Here is a 17,461-nt window from a genome sequence, read left to right on the forward strand (position 1 = left end):
AACACCACATTATTTATAACGCTTCACATCTTCGCAGGTTAAACCGATATCTTTCAGCTGCAGGTCACTCAGGTTGGAGAGAATCTTACGGGTGTGTGCTCTCAGCCGCCAGGCTCTCCACAGTCGGTAAGGTAGCAGGTACATCAGGCGAAACGGTGAGTCTTTAAAGGGGCGACCCCCCCGGTTTTCATGAAATTCCATCTTGTCCTCCTCACGTTGAAATGGCTCTATTCTGCAGTGAACGTGTCAGGCGATACAGATGCAAAAATCACCTTTATTTAACATACAGATTGCGTAATAGTGGCGCTGAATGGTTATTTACGAATCAATCTGTACTGGTTTTACCGGGTGACTGACTGAATGGAGCATACAATGACAAGATACAAGCATCTGGCCGATCTGCTGTCGAAGCGGATTGAGCAGGGGTTTTATCAGGCTGGAGAGCGCCTGCCGTCGGTGAGAACGCTGAGTACTGAACATGGCGTCAGTATCAGTACAGTTCAGCAGGCTTACCATCTGCTGGAAGAGAAGCAGATGATTACTCCACAGCCACGCTCTGGATACTTTGTGACGCCCCGCAAAGCGGTTCCTCCCGTCCCGGCATTAACCCGTCCGGTACAACGACCCGTTGAAATTACCCAGTGGGAATCAGTGCTCGAACTGCTCAGCGTACGGGAAGAAAAGGATATCGTTAAGTTGGGCAGCGGGATGCCGGATCTTGATCAACCCACGCTTAAGCCGTTGTGGAAGATTTTCAGCCGCATCGGGCATCAGCAGGATCCAGGGATGCTGGATTACGACAATCTTTATGGTGTCCCGGAACTGCGTGAACAGATTGCGCGTCTGACCATCGACAGCGGCTGCCGCCTGACGCCACAGGATATTGTGATCACCACGGGCTGCCACGAAGCACTCTCTGTTTCGATCCGGGCCGTTTGCCAGCCGGGAGATATTGTTGCCGTTGAATCACCGACGTTTCACGGCACCATGCAGACGCTGCGGGGCTTTGGCATTAAAGCCATTGAGATCCCCACTGACTCCGGCACCGGCATCAGCCTTGAAGCTCTGGAGCTGGCCCTGGAGCAGTGGCCGGTAAAAGCGGTTATCGTGGTACCCAACTGTAATAACCCGCTGGGTTTTATCATGCCGGAACCGCGAAAGCGCGCATTGCTGGCACTGGCCCAGCGTTTTGACGTGGCGATTATTGAAGATGATGTTTACGGCGAGCTGAGTTATGACTATCCCCGTCCCATCACCCTGAAATCACTGGATGAAGACGGCCGGGTTCTGCTTTGCAGCTCATTTTCCAAGACGCTGGCACCCGGTTTGCGGGTCGGCTGGGTGGCTCCGGGGCGCTATCTAGACCGTGTGCTGCACATGAAATATATCGTCACCGGCTCCACGGCAAAGCAGCCACAGATGGCCGTGGCCGAGTTTATCCGCCAGGGATATTACCCTGCGCACCTGCGGCGTATGCGGCAGATGTACCAGCGTAACCTTGAGATATTTACCCTTTCGGTTCGCAAGCACTTCCCCTGTGGAATCTGCGTCACCCGGCCGCAGGGCGGCTTTTTAATCTGGATTGAATTACCTGAAACACTGGATACCGTGCGTCTCAACAGGGAATTGCGTGAAAGTCGCATACAAATTGCCGTCGGTTCACTGTTTTCCGCTTCCGGTAAGTACCGTAATTGTTTACGCCTTAACTATGCCCAGCCCTTTACCGAGCGAACTGATAAGGCGCTGGCGATCCTTGGTGCCGCTGTTGAGCTGGCCATGGAGAAATGCCTCCCCTCTTCGGCAGTGATGAAGTGAGGCAGGCCCGACAGGGGAGGAGTGTCACCGGGCCTGGTCGGTGCCGTCATGGCATCGACCGCGCTTACCTTACGCTGCTAAGAAAATGCCACCAGTACCATAAATTAGTTTTGCGATGACGCTTCAGCATTAATTAAGATCGTTACATGTTTATAAACAAAACTGCGAAATGTATTCCATTAAGCGATTGTTTCTTCAGTATTGCTTAACTTAAATATATTTATTAATTTCTCGTCTGAATTTGCGACATGTTTGTGAAATTAATGAATAAACTGGCGCTGAGGTTTTTCTTAAATTCCCGCTTTATACGACTTTCCATTGTTGATGTGAATTTTCTTTGTTAGCTTGATTAAAATAAATCTGCTGTCCCTCTTTGCGTCCATTTCATGGGCGTGGATCTTCTATATCTATATTATCTGGGTCTTTCTCATGGCCTGGCGCAGGAGAGGTTATGAATAAGAATTCACTCAAGGCACTGGTGCGTCCGCTATTGAAAAATGTGGTCTCATTACGGCTGCTGGCAGAAAAAAAAATAGGTAAGCGCAAGAGATTAGCCGATTACGATCCTTCTCTTGAGAAAGACCTGGATATTGTGGTTCACCCTGCGGCTTTGCCTGCCATTCCTAAACAAATCTGGATGTTCTGGGCAGGTTCCACACTGCCATCAGAAATACAGGCATTTGTGAAAAAAATAGCCCGTGAAAACCCGGAATATAAGCTGACCGTAGTCAACAGTGTTAACCTGCAGCAGTTTCTGCCTGGGTTACAGTTCACCCGTTCTGATATGCTGGTGGCCCATAAAAGCGATTATATCCGCCTGGAATTGCTATACAGATACGGCGGGATATGGATGGATGCCACGACCATTCTTAATTGTTCTCTCGACAACTTCCTGTCGGTAAATCTGAACAGTCGCTACGACATGGTCGCTTTTTATCGTGATGTTTCAACGGTAGACAAAAATTATCCCATTATTGAAACCTGGTTTATGGCTGCGCCACCGGGTAATGATTTTATTAAACGCTGGCTGCATTATTTCAGTCCGATTATGGAACTTGGTGCGGTGGAGTATTTCCGCCAGTTGAAAAGCAGACCGGATTATGAACAGGTTGTACAGCGCATTACCGATCCAGGCTATCTTATACTGAATATTGCTCAACAGCTGGCGCTTCGCGAGTACAATCAGTACAACTTTTATTTGAGAAAATGCGAAGCCAATGCTTTCTATTATCAACGCCTGGTCAGCTGGAATGCCATACAGCTCAGCCGAATGATGATGGTGGACAGCGTGCCGGAAACGTTGCCTCCGTTGATTAAACTGACCGGGCTGGAACGTAAGTTCCTGGCAACGAACCTGAAATATGGCGTGGTGAATAAAGACAGCCTGATTGGCGGGGTCATTTTTGCCGACCAGAAGCAGACGTTGCCAAACTTGCCGATCTCTGGTGGCATGCCTGACAACGCTGCGGGTTCGTTCTAAATCGCTGGCTTCCGTCCCAGATAGCTGTCCCAGTCTTTCCAGACGGGTTGCAGTCCTCTTTGTACCAGCGCTCTGACCACCTGCTGCGGATGGCGGTTATCATGCGGAGCAAACTGCTCCAGCTCGATTTTGCCATCCGCATAGCCGCCTGGCTGGGTCTTCGAAAAGGCGCTGACGGTGTTAATAGCCAGTGGCACGACCCTATCGCGAAACTGCGGTGATTCACGGGTTGAAAGGGATTGTTCAACTTCCGGCGCAAACAGACGGAAGGCGCAGATCACCTGTACCAGCTGAGCCTCATCCATCAGCGAAGCCGGTTGGATCCCGCCAGCGCAGGGCCTCAGGCGGGGGAAGGCGACAGAATAACGGCTTTGCCAGTATGTTTTCTGCAGCCACAGCAAATGCTCCGCCATCATGTAGCAGTCCGTACGCCAGCTGTCTGACAACCCAATCAGTGCCCCCAACCCGATTTTATCCACGCCCGCGCGGCCCAGCCGGTCAGGGGTCTCCAGCCGGAAAAAGAAGTCCTGTTTATTCCCTTTCAGGTGATGCTGGCTGTACACCGCCGGATGATAAGTTTCCTGATACACCAGTACGCCATCCAGCCCCAGCGCTTTCAGCTCGGCATACTCCGGCTCGCTCATCGGCTGCACTTCCATCATCAGCGAACTGAAATGTGACCTGATGGCTGGCAGGTGCTGACGGAAATAGTCCATACCCACCTTTGTCTGGTGCTCGCCCGTGACCAGCAACAGCTGATCGAACCCCATAGCGCGGATTGCCTGGCATTCACGCTCGATCTCATCCGCATCCAGTGTTTTGCGTTTGATACGGTTGCTCATGGAGAAGCCGCAGTATGTACAATCGTTTGCGCAGAGATTTGAGAGATACAGGGGTACAAACAGATTCACCGCATGACCAAAGCGCTGGCGGGTGAGGAGCTGCGCCTTTCTCGCCAGTGGCTCAAGATAAGCCTGAGCGGCAGGCGAGAGGAGCGCCATCAGCTCCTCGCGGCCCACTTTATGGGCATTCAGCGCCTGCTCAACGTCGGCTGCCGTTTTGCTGTTGATGCGCAGCCGGATATCGTCCCACTCCAGCTTTTCCCACTCAGAGACAAAGCTCCTCATTCCATCCCCCCGTTTTGCAGAAAACTGGTCAGCGGACTGGTGGCAATTGCCTGCTGATGGCGGCTGCCCAGACCGCTACGATAAGCGAGTGCTCCAGCCTCAACCGCCAGCCGGAAAGCACGCGCCATCTGTACCGGATGAATCGCTGAAGCTATGGCGGTGTTAACCAGCACTGCATCTGCGCCCAGCTCCAGTGCCTCGCTGGCGTGACTGGGGGCGCCAATTCCTGCATCGATTACTACCGGCACCGAGGATTGCGCTATGATTATCGCCAGCAGATCGCGGGTTTTGAGCCCCTGATTGCTGCCAATGGGTGCTCCCAGCGGCATCACTGCCGCACAGCCTGCTTCTTCCAGCCTTTTGCACAGCACCGGATCGGCGTGGCAGTAAGGGAGCACTGTGAATCCCTCTTTCACTAATGCTTCGGCCGCTTTTAGCGTTTCAACCGCATCGGGCAGCAGATAGCGCACATCAGGATGGATCTCCAGCTTCAGCCAGTGGGTGCCCAGCGCTTCACGGGCCAGCCTGGCGGCGAAGATAGCTTCTTCCGCCGTTTTGGCACCGGAGGTATTGGGCAGCAACTGCACGCCCAGTTGCTGCAGTGGGCGCAGAATGCCATCATCACCACCGCGCAAATCGACCCGTTTCATTGCCATTGTCACCAGCTGTGTGCCGGATTCTTTTAATGCTTCCAGCATCATGGGGGGGCTGGAAAATTTGCCGGTGCCGGTGAACAAACGGGAAGAAAAGGTTTTATCGGCTATCTGTAACATATCAACCTCCGGCGATGGCCTGAAAAATCACCAGCTCATCGCCTTCCTGCAAGAGCCAGTCAGCCCAGCGATCGCGGGGCACAATGTGCTGATTGACTGCCAGCGCAGTTCCCGGTTGCTGGCGGCAAAGCTGCTCAAGCAGCGCCTTCAGCGTCAACGGGTCATTCAGAGCCATCGGCTCATCGTTAACCACAATGTTCATAGCCGCCTCCGCATACCGGGCAGTGGGCGCTGCGCTCAAGGTTCAGCGTGCGCCAGGTTTGCTGGCGGCCGTCGAAAAGCCTCAGCTTACCGTCCAGCGATGAAGCGTGGCCTGACAGCATTTTCAGGGCTTCCAGTGCCTGCAGCGTTCCCATCACGCCGACCACCGGCCCCAGCACGCCCGCCGTCCGACAGTTGCGTTGCGGTTCGGCATCATCCGGCCACAGGCAGCGGTAGCAGCCGTGCGTGAAGGGCGGAGTCAGCACCAGTAGCTGGCCGCTGAGGCCAACCGCGCTGGCGCTGATCAGCGGCGTGGCGCTTTGTAAACAGGCTTCATTCACCGCCTGGCGGGTTTGCATGTTGTCGCTGCAGTCCAGCACCAGATCGACCCACTGCATCGCTTCTTTCAGTGTTTTCGCGTCCATACGATGCTCCACGGCGATAAACTCCACCTGTGGGTTCAGTGATTGCAGATGCCTTTTCGCTGCGGCTGCTTTGGGCTCGCCAGTTTCATTGCTGCGAAACAGAATTTGCCGCTGAAGGTTGCTGATATGCACCTTATCGTCGTCGGCCAGCAGTAGCTTACCGACGCCAGCCGCAGCGAGGTACAGCGCGGCAGGAGAGCCAAGCCCGCCAAGCCCTACAATCAGTACGCTGGCCGCCAGCAGCTTCTGTTGGGCACCCAGACCAAACTCTTCCAGCAGCAGCTGGCGGCTGTAGCGCATAAAATCGTTGTCACTGAACATGGGCGGCACCTCCTGTTCCGGCCAGCGCCAGCAGCTGTTCCGTGGCAGATTTCCAGTCCGCAGCTTGGGTAATAGCACTGACCACAGCAATGCTGCCCACGCCGGTTGCCAGCACAGAAGAAGCGCGTTGCAGAGTGATACCGCCAATCGCTACTGTTGAGACTCCTTTTAATCGCGAAACATGGCGCTTCAGCTCTTCCAGTCCCTGAGGGGAAGAGGGCATTTCTTTGGTTTGCGTCGGGAATACATGGCCCAGCGCGATATAGGAAGGCTGCTCGGCCAGGGCGCGATCCAACTCGGCATCATCGTGGGTGGACAGACCCAGACGAAGACCGGCGCGGTGGATCGCATCCAGATCGGCGGTGTCCAGGTCTTCCTGACCCAGATGAACACCGTAAGCCTGATATTTGATCGCCAGCCGCCAGTAGTCATTGATAAACAGCCGCGCCCGGTAGCGTCGGCCCAGTGCGATTGCGGCAGCCACATCCTGTTCGACCGCGGCTTCCGTCTGGTCTTTAATGCGCAGTTGCAGAGTGCGTATGCCAGCCGCCAGCAGGCGCTCGATCCACTCCACCGTTTCAACTACCGGATAGAGGCCAAGTCGCTCTTCCGTGACGGGAAAAGGGCCACGGCTCATACTTTTTCCTCCGGCGAGAGGGCATCAGCAGGGTGATACAGCTCGCTGCCGCGCTGGCGGAAGGCTTCTGACATTTCGGCCATGCCAATCTCAATCGGTCTGGCTTCCGCTTCCTGCTTCGCCGCGTATTCGCGCACTTCCTGGGTGATCTTCATCGAGCAGAATTTCGGGCCACACATGGAGCAGAAGTGTGCGACCTTGCCGGATTCTTGCGGCAGCGTTTCGTCGTGGTAGGCGCGGGCTGTGTGCGGATCGAGAGCCAGGTTGAACTGGTCTTCCCAGCGGAATTCGAAACGCGCCTTAGACATGGCGTTATCGCGGATCTGCGCGCCAGGATGGCCTTTTGCCAGATCTGCCGCGTGGGCAGCGATCTTATAGGTGATCAGTCCCTGCTTCACATCCTCTTTGTTCGGCAGGCCAAGGTGCTCTTTCGGCGTCACGTAGCACAGCATGGCGCAGCCGAACCAGCCGATCATTGCTGCACCAATACCGGAGGTGAAGTGGTCATAACCCGGCGCGATATCGGTGGTCAGCGGGCCAAGGGTATAAAACGGGGCTTCGTGGCAATGCTCGAGTTGCTCGGTCATATTGCGGCGGATCATCTGCATCGGCACGTGGCCGGGGCCTTCGATCATCACCTGCACATCATATTCCCAGGCGATTTTGGTCAGCTCGCCCAGCGTGTGAAGCTCGGCAAACTGAGCCTCGTCGTTGGCATCCTGAATGGAACCCGGACGCAGGCCATCGCCCAGCGACAGGGAGACGTCGTAAGCCGCACAGATTTCACAAATTTCGCGGAAGTGCTGGTAGAGGAAACTCTCTTTATGATGCGACAGGCACCATTTCGCCATGATTGAGCCGCCGCGGGAAACGATGCCGGTCAGGCGCCTGGCGGTCATCGGCACGTAGCGCAGCAACACGCCTGCATGGATGGTGAAGTAATCCACGCCCTGTTCGGCCTGCTCAAGCAGGGTGTCGCGGAAGATCTCCCAGTTAAGGTTCTCGGCAATGCCGTTCACCTTTTCCAGCGCCTGATAGATCGGCACCGTGCCGATGGGTACCGGACTGTTACGCAGGATCCACTCGCGGGTTTCGTGGATATTTCTACCGGTGGAGAGATCCATAACGGTATCGGCACCCCAGCGGGCTGACCACACCAGCTTCTCCACTTCTTCTTCGATCGAGGAGCTGACCGCCGAGTTGCCGATGTTGGCATTGATTTTCACCAGAAAATTGCGACCGATGATCATCGGCTCCGATTCCGGGTGGTTGATATTGGCCGGAATGATCGCACGGCCAGCAGCAACTTCCTGGCGGACGAATTCGGCCGTGATGTTTTCCGGCAGATGAGCGCCAAAACTGTTGCCCGGATGCTGCTGCAGCAGGGTTTCCCCACGAATACGCTCGCGTCCCATATTTTCCCGCAGCGCGATAAATTCCATCTCAGGGGTGATCACTCCCAGGCGTGCATAATGCATCTGGGTAACACAGCGGCCAGCCAGCGCCCGGCGTGGATGCGGAAGATTATCAAAGCGCAGGTGATCCAGCCCTTCATCGGCCAGCCGTTGCTGAGTATAAACCGAGCTGAGTTGCTCAATGGGTTGAGTATCGCCACGCCCGATGATCCACTCATTACGCAGCCGTGCCAGACCGGCATGCACATCGATTTTCGCTTCAGGATCGCCGTAAGGTCCGGCAGTGTCGTAGACCGGCACTGGCTCGTTATCCTCAAACTGCGGGTTATCTTTGCTGCCGCCAGTCATTGTCGGGCTTAGCTGGATTTCGCGCATTGGCACGCGAATATCGTCACGGGAGCCCGTCAGCCAGATACGTTTAGAGTTGGGAAAAGCGGTGCCCTGCAGGGAATCGATAAACTGTTGTGCTTCAGCACGCTGCTCACGGCGGGTGGGTTTTTTATCAACGGTAGACATAGCACGTTCCTGAATAAATAGGGAAAGTTGCTTGTCCGGAGTTCGGAGGAGTAAGTGCAGGGTGTGAGGATATACGGGGACACACCGTCACTGAATTTTACTCTTGTTCCCTTCGCAGGTACTAACCTGATCAGGTTCCGCGGATCCCGAATTAACGGTCTCAGCCCCGTGGGGCACTCCGACAAGAAGAATTCTGCTTCCCACAGCGGGGAGGGCAGAACGAGTGTGACCGCCTGGTGGCGGGTCACTTAATTGCCCACTCAGCATAAAGGGGCTTTTGGGAAACTACAAGGGTTTTACAAACTGCTAACTTCTCAGGCCGGGCGGGCGAGCGAGGAATCGTTAGCCGCACCCAGTTGCTCCGAGTTTTTATTCAGCGCCAGCTGAATAAATTTATCTTCCAGTGTGAAACGGGCCTCCAGCGCTTCGCCCACGGCCGACAGCGCTGTCTGGAACGCCAGGCAGTTATCATCATCGATAGCATTTTCGAGATGAGAATCGTAAACCTGCATTATCTGCTCAGTATTCGCCTGCAGAGAAGGATAGATTAGCGCGGCTTTTGCCAGTTGTTCACTGCCTTCCATCTCTTCAATAAAGCGTTCATAAATGGTGAAGTGACCGGTAGAAAGATAGTCCACCAGACTCTGGCAAAAAGTATCCAGCGCGTTTTCATCGAGCGTAGTCAGCGAATCCTTGTTAGGCTTGATGCCAACCATCTGATAATAGGCAACCAGCAGCTGCTTACGTGAGCGCAGACAAAAGTCTACCAGGTCACTGCACCCGCCAACGCGCGCGGTCAGAACTTCCAACTGGTTAAGCATGAGTGACTCCGTAAGTGTTTAATTTTTATCTCTAACCCCAATCCAGCACCGTGAAGCTGAGGATGAGCAAATTTATGCAACGTGAGATTTCAAGCGTAGACGCTGGCTGGTGGGTTGTCAGCCACGAACATAAACTTTGGTTACCAAAAGGTCAATTACCATACGGCAATGCACAAGAATTAGGCCTGAGTGGATCGAAAGGATCGTTGATCGGCGAATGGCAGGGTGAGCCGGTGCGGTTGATCTGCGGCAGCCGCAAAGAAGAGATGGGATCGCTGCGGCAGATCCTCGATCAGGACGTTGGCCTGTTCCAGCTTGCCGGACGTGGGATCCAGCTGGCAGAGTTTTATCGTTCTCATAAGTGGTGCGGCTATTGCGGTCATGAGATGCACCACAGCAAAACCGAATGGGCCTGCCTGTGCAGTCACTGCCGTCAGCGCTATTATCCGCAGATCGCGCCCTGCATTATCGTGGCCATCCGTCGCGGGGAAGAGATCCTGCTGGCGCAGCACACCAAACACCGAAACGGTGTTTACACCGTGCTGGCCGGTTTTGTCGAAGTGGGCGAAACGCTGGAGCAGACAGTAGCGCGTGAGGTGATGGAGGAGAGCGGGCTGAAGGTGAAAAATCTGCGTTATATTTCCTCGCAACCCTGGCCGTTCCCTCAGTCGCTGATGATGGCGTTTATGGCCGATTACGACAGTGGTGAAATCAACATCGATCCGAAAGAGCTGCTGGAGGCGGGCTGGTATCGCTTTGATGCGTTGCCACAACTGCCGCCTGCGGGGACCGTGGCTCGCCGTTTGATTGAAGATACCGTTGTCCTCTGCCGCGCCGAGGCGGAATGAATGGTATACTGCGCGCCTGAAAAAGAGAGAGTCATTAAAGATGAGTGAACTGAAGAACGATCGTTATCTGCGCGCCCTGCTGCGCCAGCCGGTAGATGTGACGCCAGTGTGGATGATGCGCCAGGCCGGACGCTATTTGCCAGAATACAAAGCCACGCGCGCCCAGGCCGGTGATTTTATGTCGTTGTGCAAAAATGCCGAACTGGCCTGTGAAGTGACGCTTCAGCCTCTGCGTCGCTATCCGCTCGATGCCGCGATCCTGTTCTCTGATATTCTGACCATCCCTGATGCGATGGGGCTGGGCCTCTATTTTGAAGCCGGTGAAGGTCCCCGTTTCTCTTCCCCGGTGACCTGCCGGGCAGATGTTGAAAAGCTGCCAGTGCCGGATCCGGAGCAGGAACTGGGCTATGTGATGAATGCCGTGCGTACCATCCGCAAAAATCTGCAGGGTGAAGTGCCGCTGATCGGTTTCTCCGGCAGCCCGTGGACGCTGGCGACCTATATGGTCGAAGGCGGCAGCAGTAAAGCCTTCACCAAACTGAAAAAGATGATGTACGCTGAGCCGCAGACTCTGCACCTGATGCTGGACAAGCTGGCAGACAGCGTGACGCTCTACCTCAATGCGCAAATCCGTGCGGGCGCACAGTCAGTGATGATTTTTGATACCTGGGGTGGCGTGCTGACCGGCCGTGATTATCTGGAGTTTTCACTGAATTACATGCACAAAATCGTCGATGGCCTGCTGCGTGAAAACGACGGTCGTCGTGTGCCGGCGACCCTGTTCACCAAAGGCGGCGGACAGTGGCTGGAAGCGATGGCTGCAACCGGCTGTGATGCGTTGGGATTGGACTGGACCACCGATATCGTCGATGCGCGCCGCCGCGTGGGCCATAAAGTGGCATTGCAGGGCAACATGGATCCGTCAATGCTGTATGCCCAGCCCGATCGCATTGAGCAGGAAGTAGCAGGCATTCTGCAGGGCTTCGGCAATGGCACCGGTCACGTGTTCAACCTGGGCCACGGCATTCATCAGGATGTGCCGCCAGAAAACGCCGGCGTCTTTGTGGAGGCGGTTCACAAACTTTCACGCCCTTATCATCAGGACTGAGTATGGATATTCAGGCATTAAAGCAAGAGCAGCTGACTCGTGCCGCAGCAGTAGTACGCGAGGATGATTTTGAGGTAATGCCTCCGCGCTATATCGCTGGCGCGGATGTCGGTTTTGAACAGGGCGGTGAGGTTACCCGTGCTGCTCTGGTTATTCTGGACTATCCTTCGCTGAAAATGGTTGAGCACCGCGTCGCGCGGATTGCCACCACCATGCCTTACATCCCCGGTTTTCTCTCTTTCCGTGAATATCCCGCCCTGCTGGCTGCCTGGCAGCAGCTGCAACACCAGCCCGACCTGCTGTTTGTTGACGGTCAGGGAATTGCGCATCCCCGCCGCCTTGGCGTTGCCAGCCATTTTGGCCTGCTGGTGGATGTGCCGACTATCGGGGTTGCCAAAAGCCGTCTGTGCGGCAAATTCGATCCGCTGGATGAGGAACCAGGTGCACGTCAGCCGCTGATGGATAAAGGTGAGCAGATTGGCTGGGTGTTGCGCAGCAAGCGTCGCTGTAACCCGCTGTTTATCTCTCCGGGCCATCGCATCAGCGCGGATACAGCTCTGCACTGGGTGGAAACCTGTCTGCAGGGATATCGTCTGCCAGAACCGACCCGCTGGGCCGATGCTGTCGCTTCACAGCGCCCGGCTTTTGTGCGGCTGTCAGCAAAGGGTTAACGGTGTGAGCCGCGGTCTTTTCAGTTACACTGCAGACCGCGCACTAATCTTGAAGAGATCCCATCATGTTACGTAATCCGATTCACCTGCGGCTGGAAAAGCTGGAAAGCTGGCAGCACGTTACTTTTATGGCCTGCCTGTGTGAACGCATGTATCCCAACTATTGGGCTTTCTGTCAGCAGACCGGGTTTGGCGACGGTCAGCTTTATCGCCGCATTCTCGACCTGATCTGGGAAACTCTGGTGGTAAAAGATGCCAAAGTTAATTTTGACTCGCAGCTGGAAAAGCTGGAAGAGGCGATCCCGGTAGCAGAGGATTACGACCTGTATGGCGTCTATCCGGCTATTGATGCCTGCGTGGCACTGAGCGAGCTGCTGCATTCGCGCCTGAGTGGTGAAACCCTGGCGCATGCCATTGCGGTCAGCGAGACTTCGATCACCACCGTGGCGATGCTGGAAATGACCCAGGCCGAACGCGAAATGACCGATGAAGAGTTAAAAGAGAATCCTGCTGTTGAAGAAGAATGGGACATCCAGTGGGAGATTTTTCGCCTGCTGAGCGCCTGTGAGGAGAGGGATCTCGAACTGATAAAAGGACTGCGATCTGACCTGCGGGAGTCGGGGATCAGCAATATCGGTATAAATTTTCAGCAATAAGGCGAGAAAACGTGACTTCAGGCCTGATTTGTAGCGCCTTAAGGCTTCACATTGGCCCCCTGTCTGGTCTACATTTGGGGGGCTGAAAAAAGTGGCTATCGGTGCGTGTATGCAGGAGAGTGCCAGAATCTGGTTTTTCCCTCGCACTCGGTGCTTAGCAAGCGATAAATACACTGTAAGGATAACTTATGAACAAGACTCAACTGATTGATGTAATTGCGGACAAAGCGGACCTGTCTAAGACCCAGGCTAAAGCTGCTCTGGAATCCACCCTGGCTGCGATTACTGAGTCTCTGAAAGAAGGTGATGCTGTACAACTGGTTGGTTTTGGTACCTTTAAAGTGAACCACCGTGCTGAGCGTACTGGCCGCAACCCGCAGACTGGTAAAGAAATCAAAATTGCTGCTGCAAACGTACCGGCATTTGTTTCTGGTAAAGCACTGAAAGACGCTGTTAAGTAATAGTGTGACAGTGAAGAGTTCTGAACAGGGGGGCGTTAAGCCCCTTTTGTTCAGGCTGACTTCCACTGTCTACTTCTCCTATTGCCTCAGCCACCTCTGCTGCGGCATTTCTGTTTTCTTTGTGTGATACTCACACTATGACTCGTTCTCCTTTCACTCTGTTCACTCTCGCGATAATGCTGTTACTGGCAGGCTGTAGCTCGCGTCCAAAGCTTCCTGACTTCACCGGCAGCGGATACCTCGCCGATCGCGGGGCAGTCAGGATCTGGCGCAAAGAGAGCGCGCCGCACTCCAGCCACCTGATGACCGTCTATACCCCTTTCAGCGACTCAGCCACGGAAACCACCGAGTACCAGTGGCAGGAAAATAAGCTGATCTCTATTGAACGGCACACCGCCGGAGAGCATCCGGAGAGCGTCACGATGCGTTTTGACCAGGATGGCAGCCTCAGCTTTATGCAGCGGCAGTTGGAAGGACGCCGTGAAGCGCTCTCGCCCGACGCTGTGGCGTTATATCAGTTTGATGCAGGGCGTATGCTGAAAATCAGTGACGACCTGCTGGAAGGGCGCGTATTGCTGAAACAGGGCCACTGGTCAACGGACGGAACCGTCACGCTTTGTCAGGGGGGCGAAATCCGGCCCGGCTTTGATCGTTACTCGACCAACTACATTGTGCAGCACCAGCAGGAGTCCGGTAAGCCAGTCAGCCTCTCCTGGCTGGAAGCGCCAAAAGGTACCCAACTGCTACTGGTCTCAAAGGATGATGTTTGCACGGCTGAGCCGAAAGCGGCTGATTTTTAGCTATAAAAAAGGCCGGATTATCCGGCCTTTGTGATGTTATTCAGCTGGTATGTCGGGGCCAGACTCTTATTTGCGGCCAATTGCCCGGTAGCCGATATCTTTACGGCAGAAGCTGCCTTCCCACGAAATGTTTTTCGCCAGTTCGTAAGCGTGTTTTTGTGCCGCGGCAACATCCTCGCCCAGTGCGGTTACGCAGAGTACCCGTCCGCCGTTGGTCACCACCAGGTCATCCTGCATTCTGGTGCCCGCGTGGAAGACTTTGCCATCCGTCGTCTCTTCCAGCGGCAGGCCGTGGATCTGGTCGCCGGTGTGGTAGTCGCCAGGATAACCACCCGCCGCCAGCACCACGCCCAGTGAAGGACGAGGATCCCAGACGGAGTCTTTGGTATTCAGCTTGCCGTCAACGGCCGCCAGGCAAAGATCCACCAGATCTGACTGCAGGCGTAGCATGATCGGCTGAGTTTCCGGATCGCCGAAGCGGCAGTTAAATTCGATCACTTTCGGCTGGCCGCTTTTATCGATCATCAGACCCGCGTACAGGAAGCCGGTATAGACGTTGCCTTCGGCAGCCATGCCACGCACGGTTGGCCAGATCACCTCGTCCATCACGCGCTGGTGGATTTCATCGGTTACGACCGGAGCAGGAGAGTAAGCACCCATACCGCCGGTGTTCGGGCCGGTATCGGCATCACCCACACGCTTATGATCCTGGCTGGTGGCCATTGGCAGTACGTTTTCGCCATCGACCATCACGATAAAGCTGGCTTCTTCGCCGTCGAGGAACTCTTCCACCACAATCCGGTGGCCTGCATCGCCAAAGGCGTTACCGGCCAGCATATCCTGGATGGCGTCTTCCGCTTCCTGCAGCGTCATCGCCACGATCACGCCTTTACCGGCAGCCAGACCATCAGCTTTGATCACGACAGGCGCGCCTTTGCTGCGGGTGTAAGCCAGCGCAGGCTCCACTTCGGTGAAGTTCTGATATTGCGCAGTTGGGATCTGATGGCGGGCCAGGAAATCTTTGGTGAAGGCTTTTGAGCCTTCCAACTGGGCGGCCGCCTGAGTTGGGCCAAAAATCTTCAATCCAGCCGCGCGGAACGCATCAACCACGCCAATCACCAGCGGCGCTTCCGGGCCGACAATAGTCAGATCGATCTTTTCGCTCTGCGCAAAGTTCAGCAGGGCAGTGATGTCGGTGGCGCTGATGGCCACATTCTGCAGGGCGGGTTCCAGCGCGGTACCGGCGTTGCCCGGGGCCACAAAAACGGTTTCTGCCAGCGGTGACTGAGCGGCTTTCCACGCCAGTGCGTGTTCACGTCCGCCGTTGCCAATTACTAAAATTTTCATCTTTGAGTCCTTAATCAGTGGCGGAAGTGGCGCATGTCGGTGAAGATCATCGCAATGCCGTGTTCATCAGCGGCGGCGATCACCTCCTCATCGCGAATAGATCCACCCGGCTGGATAACGCAGCTGACGCCGACGGCAGCAGCAGCATCAATGCCGTCGCGGAACGGAAAGAAGGCATCAGAGGCCATGGCCGAGCCTTTCACTTCCAGTCCCTCATCGGCCGCTTTAATCCCGGCAATTTTCGCAGAGTAAACCCGGCTCATCTGGCCTGCGCCTATGCCGATGGTCATATTGTCACGCGCATAGACGATGGCGTTGGACTTAACGAACTTGGCTACTTTCCAGCAGAACAGCGCGTCACGCAGTTCCTGCTCCGTTGGCTGGCGCTTGCTGACCACACGCAGCTGGCTTTCGGTTACCATGCCCAGATCGCGATCCTGCACCAGCAGACCACCGTTAACCCGTTTGAAATCCAGACCGGCCTGGCGCTGTTGCCACTGACCACAGGTCAGTACGCGCACGTTCTGCTTGGCTGCCGTTACTTTCAGGGCGGCTTCACTGGCGGAAGGGGCAATAATCACTTCCACGAACTGGCGGCTGATGATTGCCTGAGCTGTTGCTTCATCCAGTTCACGGTTGAATGCGATGATGCCGCCAAAGGCTGAGGTCGGGTCGGTCTTGTATGCCTGCTCGTAAGCCTCAAGGAGGGAACCTGCCACGGCCACACCGCACGGGTTAGCGTGTTTGACGATCACACAGGCTGGCTCGCTGAACTCTTTCACACATTCCAGCGCCGCATCGGTATCTGCGATGTTGTTATAAGACAGCGCCTTGCCCTGAACCTGCTGTGCGGTGGCAACAGAAGCTTCAGAAACATTCTCTTCTATATAGAAGGCAGCGTCCTGATGGCTGTTCTCACCGTAACGCATATCCTGCTTCTTGATGAAGTTCAGGTTAAGCGTGCGTGGGAAGCGACCGGAAGGTTCAGTGGTTTCGCCGTGATAAGCCGGAACGAGGCTGCCAAAGTAGTTAGCAATCATACTGTCGTAGGCGGCTGTGTGCTCGAAGGCTTTGATCGCCAGGTCGAAACGGGTTGCCAGCTGCAGAGAGTTACTGTTGGCATCCATTTCATCAATGATTGCCTGGTAGTCGCTGCTTTTGACCACTATGACCACGTCTTTGTGGTTTTTGGCCGCGGAGCGCACCATGGTTGGGCCGCCGATATCGATATTTTCAACGGCGTCTTCCAGCGAGCAGCCTTCACGGGCAACGGTTTGGGCAAAGGGATAAAGGTTCACTACCACCATATCAATTGGCGAGATGCTGTGCTCCTGCATGATGGCGTCATCCTGACCGCGGCGTCCCAGGATGCCACCATGCACTTTCGGGTGCAGGGTTTTGACACGTCCATCCATCATTTCCGGGAAGCCGGTGTAGTCCGAGACTTCTGTCACGGGCAGGCCAGCATCTGCCAGCATGCGAGCGGTACCACCGGTGGAGAGCAGCTCGACACCGCGCTTTGACAGCGCCTGAGCAAATTCGAGGATGCCGGCTTTGTCAGACACGCTAAGCAGAGCGCGACGTACAGGACGAGGTTGTTGCATGAGGTTTATCCCTTGGCTTTGGTTCGCATAGATAAGAGCGTTACATCAATCTTAGTCACTTCTTTCTATAGAGAGAAAAGAACCGGCCCGGGATTCAGGTAACGCCCCCAACAGGGGGCCTGGATTTTGCGGGGCATTGTAGCGAAAACGTTTGCGTGATGCTCGTCTAAATTCGCAGCTGCGGACGAATGTGGATAAGTTTGTGCATAACTGCGTATAAACAGCCCTTTTGCTGTGGAATGCAGCGAACGCGCTATTTTTCGCAAATTAAGGGTTGTCAGGGTGAGGAAATTCCCTATAATGCGCCTCCATCGACACGGAACAACGGCTTACAGGCCGCCGGGTTGAGAGGTTCAGGAAGCTGAACCGCCGGAGAAAACTTCTGAGAAAGAGGTTGACTCTGAAAGAGGAAAGCGTAATATACGCCACCTCGCG

18 protein-coding genes and 1 riboswitch are annotated in these 17,461 nt (G+C 55.0%); of the genes, 8 read left to right on the plus strand and 10 right to left on the minus strand.

Annotation, left to right across the window (positions count from 1 at the left end; translation table 11 throughout):
- Window positions 1-9 precede the first annotated feature (9 nt).
- The gene (locus GSQ70_RS05620) at window positions 10-201 is read right to left on the minus strand and encodes a DUF1127 domain-containing protein (RefSeq protein ID WP_158781637.1); all 192 of its coding nucleotides are present in this window, start codon (window positions 199-201) and stop codon (window positions 10-12) included.
- A 171-nt stretch (window positions 202-372) separates the two neighbouring features.
- Between GSQ70_RS05620 and GSQ70_RS05625 the strand changes: the two genes are divergently transcribed.
- The gene (locus GSQ70_RS05625) at window positions 373-1,815 is read left to right on the plus strand and encodes a PLP-dependent aminotransferase family protein (protein ID WP_158781638.1); all 1,443 of its coding nucleotides are present in this window, start codon (window positions 373-375) and stop codon (window positions 1,813-1,815) included.
- A 451-nt stretch (window positions 1,816-2,266) separates the two neighbouring features.
- A complete protein-coding gene (locus GSQ70_RS05630) occupies window positions 2,267-3,295 on the plus strand; it encodes a glycosyltransferase family 32 protein (RefSeq protein ID WP_158781639.1) in 1,029 nt (342 codons plus the stop codon).
- On the opposite strand, the gene thiH is transcribed toward GSQ70_RS05630, so the two are convergent.
- The 7 genes from thiH to rsd all read right to left on the minus strand — a co-directional run bounded on the left by thiH (window position 3,292) and on the right by rsd (window position 9,531).
- A complete protein-coding gene (gene thiH, locus GSQ70_RS05635) occupies window positions 3,292-4,422 on the minus strand; it encodes a 2-iminoacetate synthase ThiH (protein ID WP_158781640.1) in 1,131 nt (376 codons plus the stop codon). The genes GSQ70_RS05630 and thiH overlap by 4 nt on opposite strands.
- Window positions 4,419-5,195: a thiazole synthase gene (locus GSQ70_RS05640; RefSeq protein ID WP_158781641.1), complete on the minus strand. Its 777-nt coding sequence runs from the start codon at window positions 5,193-5,195 to the stop codon at window positions 4,419-4,421. The genes thiH and GSQ70_RS05640 overlap by 4 nt, the downstream gene beginning before the upstream one ends.
- A 1-nt stretch (window position 5,196) precedes the next feature.
- Window positions 5,197-5,397 carry a sulfur carrier protein ThiS gene (gene thiS, locus GSQ70_RS05645; RefSeq protein ID WP_158781642.1) on the minus strand — a complete coding sequence of 67 codons (201 nt, stop codon included), beginning with the start codon at window positions 5,395-5,397 and terminating at the stop codon, window positions 5,197-5,199.
- Window positions 5,381-6,142: a HesA/MoeB/ThiF family protein gene (locus GSQ70_RS05650; RefSeq protein ID WP_158781643.1), complete on the minus strand. Its 762-nt coding sequence runs from the start codon at window positions 6,140-6,142 to the stop codon at window positions 5,381-5,383. Before GSQ70_RS05650 ends, thiS begins: the two co-directional genes overlap by 17 nt.
- Window positions 6,132-6,779, minus strand: a complete 648-nt coding sequence (thiE, locus tag GSQ70_RS05655; protein ID WP_158781644.1) for a thiamine phosphate synthase — start codon at window positions 6,777-6,779, stop codon at window positions 6,132-6,134. The genes GSQ70_RS05650 and thiE overlap by 11 nt, the downstream gene beginning before the upstream one ends.
- A complete protein-coding gene (gene thiC / locus GSQ70_RS05660) occupies window positions 6,776-8,710 on the minus strand; it encodes a phosphomethylpyrimidine synthase ThiC (protein ID WP_158781645.1) in 1,935 nt (644 codons plus the stop codon). Before thiC ends, thiE begins: the two co-directional genes overlap by 4 nt.
- A 90-nt stretch (window positions 8,711-8,800) precedes the next feature.
- Window positions 8,801-8,901: riboswitch (TPP riboswitch) on the minus strand.
- 123 nt (window positions 8,902-9,024) lie between these two features.
- Window positions 9,025-9,531, minus strand: a complete 507-nt coding sequence (gene rsd / locus GSQ70_RS05665) for a sigma D regulator (RefSeq protein WP_158781646.1) — start codon at window positions 9,529-9,531, stop codon at window positions 9,025-9,027.
- 74 nt (window positions 9,532-9,605) lie between these two features.
- On the opposite strand from rsd, the gene nudC reads away from it, so the two are divergent.
- From nudC to GSQ70_RS05695, 6 genes are all read left to right on the plus strand, one after another.
- Window positions 9,606-10,379: an NAD(+) diphosphatase gene (gene nudC, locus GSQ70_RS05670; RefSeq protein ID WP_158781647.1), complete on the plus strand. Its 774-nt coding sequence runs from the start codon at window positions 9,606-9,608 to the stop codon at window positions 10,377-10,379.
- Between the two features lie 40 nt (window positions 10,380-10,419).
- Entirely contained in the window at window positions 10,420-11,487 is a 1,068-nt protein-coding gene (hemE, locus tag GSQ70_RS05675) for a uroporphyrinogen decarboxylase (protein WP_158781648.1), read from the plus strand.
- A 2-nt stretch (window positions 11,488-11,489) separates the two neighbouring features.
- A complete protein-coding gene (gene nfi, locus GSQ70_RS05680; RefSeq protein ID WP_158781649.1) occupies window positions 11,490-12,158 on the plus strand; it encodes a deoxyribonuclease V in 669 nt (222 codons plus the stop codon).
- Window positions 12,159-12,223: 65 nt separating this feature from the next.
- Entirely contained in the window at window positions 12,224-12,814 is a 591-nt protein-coding gene (locus tag GSQ70_RS05685; RefSeq protein ID WP_158781650.1) for a YjaG family protein, read from the plus strand.
- Window positions 12,815-13,002: 188 nt separating this feature from the next.
- Window positions 13,003-13,275: a nucleoid-associated protein HU-alpha gene (gene hupA / locus GSQ70_RS05690; protein ID WP_002438605.1), complete on the plus strand. Its 273-nt coding sequence runs from the start codon at window positions 13,003-13,005 to the stop codon at window positions 13,273-13,275.
- A gap of 137 nt (window positions 13,276-13,412) precedes the next feature.
- The gene (locus GSQ70_RS05695) at window positions 13,413-14,075 is read left to right on the plus strand and encodes a DUF1481 domain-containing protein (protein ID WP_158781651.1); all 663 of its coding nucleotides are present in this window, start codon (window positions 13,413-13,415) and stop codon (window positions 14,073-14,075) included.
- A 66-nt stretch (window positions 14,076-14,141) separates the two neighbouring features.
- Here the strand turns inward: GSQ70_RS05695 and purD are convergent, their stop codons facing one another.
- Together purD and purH are read right to left on the minus strand one after the other, a co-directional pair.
- On the minus strand, window positions 14,142-15,422 hold the full coding sequence (gene purD, locus GSQ70_RS05700; RefSeq protein WP_158781652.1) for a phosphoribosylamine--glycine ligase: 1,281 nt from the start codon (window positions 15,420-15,422) through the stop codon (window positions 14,142-14,144).
- Between the two features lie 14 nt (window positions 15,423-15,436).
- The gene (purH, locus tag GSQ70_RS05705; protein ID WP_158781653.1) at window positions 15,437-17,026 is read right to left on the minus strand and encodes a bifunctional phosphoribosylaminoimidazolecarboxamide formyltransferase/IMP cyclohydrolase; all 1,590 of its coding nucleotides are present in this window, start codon (window positions 17,024-17,026) and stop codon (window positions 15,437-15,439) included.
- Window positions 17,027-17,461 lie beyond the last annotated feature (435 nt).

This window comes from Pantoea sp. BAV 3049, assembly GCF_009765445.1.
In the GTDB taxonomy this organism is placed as follows: Bacteria; Pseudomonadota; Gammaproteobacteria; order Enterobacterales; family Enterobacteriaceae; genus Erwinia.

Coding starts and splice junctions, on each gene's coding strand:
- GSQ70_RS05620 (WP_158781637.1), bottom strand. CDS start 201: ATGGAATTTCATGAAAACCGGGGGGGTCGCCCCTTTAAAGACTCACCG.
- GSQ70_RS05625 (WP_158781638.1), top strand. CDS start 373: ATGACAAGATACAAGCATCTGGCCGATCTGCTGTCGAAGCGGATTGAG.
- GSQ70_RS05630 (WP_158781639.1), top strand. CDS start 2,267: ATGAATAAGAATTCACTCAAGGCACTGGTGCGTCCGCTATTGAAAAAT.
- thiH (WP_158781640.1), bottom strand. CDS start 4,422: ATGAGGAGCTTTGTCTCTGAGTGGGAAAAGCTGGAGTGGGACGATATC.
- GSQ70_RS05640 (WP_158781641.1), bottom strand. CDS start 5,195: ATGTTACAGATAGCCGATAAAACCTTTTCTTCCCGTTTGTTCACCGGC.
- thiS (WP_158781642.1), bottom strand. CDS start 5,397: ATGAACATTGTGGTTAACGATGAGCCGATGGCTCTGAATGACCCGTTG.
- GSQ70_RS05650 (WP_158781643.1), bottom strand. CDS start 6,142: ATGTTCAGTGACAACGATTTTATGCGCTACAGCCGCCAGCTGCTGCTG.
- thiE (WP_158781644.1), bottom strand. CDS start 6,779: ATGAGCCGTGGCCCTTTTCCCGTCACGGAAGAGCGACTTGGCCTCTAT.
- thiC (WP_158781645.1), bottom strand. CDS start 8,710: ATGTCTACCGTTGATAAAAAACCCACCCGCCGTGAGCAGCGTGCTGAA.
- rsd (WP_158781646.1), bottom strand. CDS start 9,531: ATGCTTAACCAGTTGGAAGTTCTGACCGCGCGCGTTGGCGGGTGCAGT.
- nudC (WP_158781647.1), top strand. CDS start 9,606: ATGCAACGTGAGATTTCAAGCGTAGACGCTGGCTGGTGGGTTGTCAGC.
- hemE (WP_158781648.1), top strand. CDS start 10,420: ATGAGTGAACTGAAGAACGATCGTTATCTGCGCGCCCTGCTGCGCCAG.
- nfi (WP_158781649.1), top strand. CDS start 11,490: ATGGATATTCAGGCATTAAAGCAAGAGCAGCTGACTCGTGCCGCAGCA.
- GSQ70_RS05685 (WP_158781650.1), top strand. CDS start 12,224: ATGTTACGTAATCCGATTCACCTGCGGCTGGAAAAGCTGGAAAGCTGG.
- hupA (WP_002438605.1), top strand. CDS start 13,003: ATGAACAAGACTCAACTGATTGATGTAATTGCGGACAAAGCGGACCTG.
- GSQ70_RS05695 (WP_158781651.1), top strand. CDS start 13,413: ATGACTCGTTCTCCTTTCACTCTGTTCACTCTCGCGATAATGCTGTTA.
- purD (WP_158781652.1), bottom strand. CDS start 15,422: ATGAAAATTTTAGTAATTGGCAACGGCGGACGTGAACACGCACTGGCG.
- purH (WP_158781653.1), bottom strand. CDS start 17,026: ATGCAACAACCTCGTCCTGTACGTCGCGCTCTGCTTAGCGTGTCTGAC.